Origin of the sequence: Actinomadura sp. KC345, assembly GCF_004348515.1 — a bacterium.
Classification (GTDB): domain Bacteria; phylum Actinomycetota; class Actinomycetes; order Streptosporangiales; family Streptosporangiaceae; genus Spirillospora.
Map to the genome: position 1 here is coordinate 1 of NZ_SMKH01000486.1, position 3392 is coordinate 3392.

The following is a 3392-nucleotide window of genomic DNA, read 5'->3' on the forward strand; positions in this document are numbered from 1 at the left end:
GGGGCGGACGGGTGGCCGACGCCGACGGCGCCCATCGGGTCCCAGTCGCCCGGGAGGGCGAGCGTCTCGCGGACGACGTCGCGGCAGAACATCGTGCTCGACACCCAGCACGAGCCGAGCCCCTCCACGGCCAGCGCGACCAGCAGGTTCTCCACGCCCGCGCCGGCGGCCACGACGAACATCTCGCGCTCGGCGCGGGACCGGCGCTCGTCGGGATAGTCGTGCGAGCCGTCCATGACCAGGCACGGCACGACCAGGTACGGCGCCCGCCGCAGCACCTCGCCGCGCCGCAGCCGCCTGGCGACCGACTCCTCGGAGAAGCCGTCGCGCCGCAGGTCGGCCTCCCAGGCGTCGCGCATCACGTCCAGCAGCCGCGTCCGCGACTCCGCCGACTCCAGCAGGACGAACCGCCACGGCGTGGTGTGGTGGGGCGCCGGCGCGGTGATCGCGGCGGCGACCGCGCGGCGCACCGCCGCCGGGTCGACGGGGTCGGCGGTGAACTCGCGGATCGTCCGCCGCGCGTGCAGCACCTCGGAGGGCCCGTACCGGAACATGTCCTCGTCGGGCGGGCGCACCAGAACCCGCGCGCCCGGCCCGTCGTCCTTCGTGACCAACCCGGACAGGCCCCGCACCACCGCGACGGGCACCCCGTCCAGCTTGCCCTTGACCAGTTCCCCGGCGGCCGCGATCTCGTCGGCGACCGCGGTGATCGTCGCTTCGAGGTGGTTGCCGTAGGCGTCGTCCCGGCCGCGCAGGTCGCTGATCGGCTCCAGGCCCGCGGCGCCGATCGCCGCGTCCGTCAGCCCGTTGCGCCACGGCCGCCCGAGCGTGTCGGACACGATGACGGCGACGTCCGCCCCGGTGCGTGCGCGCAGGCCCGCGCGGATCCGCCGGGCCGAGGCGTCCGGGTCCTCCGGCAGCAGGAGCACGGTGCCCGGCTTCGTGTTGGACGCGTCCACCCCGGCCGCCGCCAGGACGAGTCCCTGCCGCGTCTCCACGATCCGGGTCTCGCCGCGGGCGTGCGCCCGCCGCGCCACCACCCGCACGGTCTCCGCCTCGATCGCCTTCTCCCGGTCCTCGGCGACCAGGACCCGCCCCTCCGCCTTGCTGACGATCTTGGACGTCACGACGAGCACATCGCCGTCCCGCACGGCCTCCGCCGGGATCAGCGCCGCGATGTCGTCGCCCTCCGCGACCTCCGGCAGCCCCGGAATCCCGAAGACCTCCAGACGGTTCGCCCTGTCCTCTGCCACCGGGCCGTCCGTCACTGGGTCTCCTCCGCCCGCTTCAGTTCCAGCGCGAGGTCGAGCGCCGCGCGGGCTATATCGGCCGTGGCCTGCTCGTCGCTCATCAGCAGCGGCCGCGACCGCACGTCGATGCCCTCCACCCGGACGTCCGCGTCCGCCTCGTCGACGAGCCAGCCGTCCAGCAGCCCGAGCCCGTACAGTTCGGCGACGGCGCGCGCGGAGGTCTCCCTGCCGATCGCGGTCAGGCACGCGTCCGCCATGCCGTGCACGGGCGCGCCGCCGATGATCGGGGAGACGCCGACGACCGTCCTGCTCGCGATCGCGTCCCGGATGCCGGGGACCGCCAGGATCGTCCCGATGCTCACCACCGGGTTGGACGGCGGGAACAGCACCACGTCGGCCGCCTCGACCGCCGCGAGCACGCCCGGCGCGGGCTTGGCCTCCTCGGCGCCGATCGCCGCGATCGACCGCGCCGGGACGGACGCCCGCAGCCGCACCCACCACTCCTGGAAGTGGATCGCGCGCCGCCCCTGCTCGTCCTCGATCACCACGTGCGTCTCGACCTGGTCGTCGGTCATCGGGATCAGCCGGACACCCGGCTTCCACCGGTCGCACAGCGCCTCGGTCACCGCCGACAGCTTGTAGCCGGCCGCCAGCATCTGCGTCCGGACGATGTGGGTCGCGAAGTCGCGGTCGCCCAGCCCGAACCAGCCCGGCCCGACCCCGTAGGCGGCGAGCTCCTCCTTGACGGTGAACGTCTCGTCGGTCCGCCCCCACCCCTGGTCCTCGTTGATGCCGCCGCCGAGCGTGTACATCACGGTGTCCAGGTCGGGGCACACCCGCAGCCCGAACAGGGAGATGTCGTCCCCGGTGTTGCCGATGACGGTGATCTCCGCCTCCGGAGCCGCCGACCGCAGCCCCCGCAGAAAGCGCGCCCCGCCAACCCCGCCAGCAAGCACCACGATCTTCATGCCGTAAGCGTATCCATTGCCCTCATCCCCGCCCGCGACGAACCGGCGCCTTCAGCCCGGCGCCCAGGAGGCCCGGCACCAAGGGGTGTGCGATCAACACAGGGCCGGAATTTGTGCCAAGCTTTGGCTGTATCGGATTGCCTCGGTCTGGAGATGTCACCGTGAACAAGGAAGCCGTCCAGCGCCTGCGCGAACCGGCCGCCTGGGTACTGCTCGCCTCGGCGGGCGTGCAGTTGCTCGCGGGCATCATCTCGCTCCTGGGCGAGAGCGGCACGTTCACCAGCCGCGCCATGCTGGAGACCCGCGACGGGATGTTCCTCCAGATCGGCATCGTCGGGATCCTCGTCCTCGCCGTCCTGCTGGTGTCGTGGGGGGACCGTCCCACGCCGCAGGCCCGGATGATCACCATGGGGGCGCTCGGGGTCCTCGGCGGCATCGCCCTGTTCGGCGTCGTCTGCTGGCTCAGCGGGATGCTCGTCGACTCCGAGGCCGCGGGCGCGCTCACGAAGCTGACGGTGTTCCTGGTCGGTGCCGGGAAGATCGCCGTGGTCGGGGTCGGCGGCTGGTACGTCTTCACCGTCTTCCAGGCCATGCAGCCCCCGCGTCCGCAGCAGGGACAGCCGCCGCAGATGCAGCAGGGCTACCCCGACTTCGGGTACCAGCAGGGCCAGCAGTACGGCCAGCAGCAGTACGGGCAGCAGGGCTACGGCCAGCAGCAGTACCAGCAGTACGGCCAGCAGGCGGGCGCCGAAGGCCAGCAGGCCGCGCAGCCCGGGTACGAGCAGCAGCAGTACGAGCAGCAGCAGTACGGGCAGCAGCAGTACGGGCAGCAGGGCTACGAGCAGCAGGGCTATGGCCAGCAGGGCTACGGGCAGCAGCAGCCCGGCCAGCAGTACGGGCAGCAGGATTACGGGCAGCAGGGCTACGGCCAGCAGGATTACGGCCAGCAGGGCTATGGCCAGCAGGGCGGCTACCAGGCGGGCCAGCAGGGCCAGCCGGACCAGGCGGGCCAGCCGGGTTACGAGCAGCAGCCGAGCTCCGACGAGGAGATGGGCGAGTGGACCCGCGCGTACGGCGGCTCCGGCCAGGACCCGCAGGGGACGCAGCCCGCGCCCGGCGGTGAGAACCGTCCGGACGACGGCGGCGACTGGTACCGGGACAACCGCCCCCCGCC

Annotated in this window: 3 protein-coding genes; 1 reads left to right on the plus strand and 2 read right to left on the minus strand. The window is 73.1% G+C overall.

Going from position 1 to position 3392, the window contains the following annotated elements:
• Together E1281_RS38595 and cofD are read right to left on the minus strand one after the other, a co-directional pair.
• On the minus strand, positions 1–1268 hold a 1268-nt coding region (locus tag E1281_RS38595), incomplete at its 3' end, for a coenzyme F420-0:L-glutamate ligase (protein ID WP_131884643.1).
• The gene (gene cofD / locus E1281_RS38600) at positions 1265–2218 is read right to left on the minus strand and encodes a 2-phospho-L-lactate transferase (protein ID WP_131884644.1); all 954 of its coding nucleotides are present in this window, start codon (positions 2216–2218) and stop codon (positions 1265–1267) included. The genes cofD and E1281_RS38595, both read right to left, overlap by 4 nt.
• Before the next feature lie 161 nt (positions 2219–2379).
• On the opposite strand from cofD, the gene E1281_RS41595 reads away from it, so the two are divergent.
• On the plus strand, positions 2380–3392 hold a 1013-nt coding region (locus tag E1281_RS41595; RefSeq protein ID WP_207943766.1), incomplete at its 3' end, for a hypothetical protein.

What these genes read in the sequence shown, in the direction of transcription:
- cofD (WP_131884644.1), bottom strand. Translation starts at nt 2,218, where the DNA reads ATGAAGATCGTGGTGCTTGCTGGCGGGGTTGGCGGGGCGCGCTTTCTG.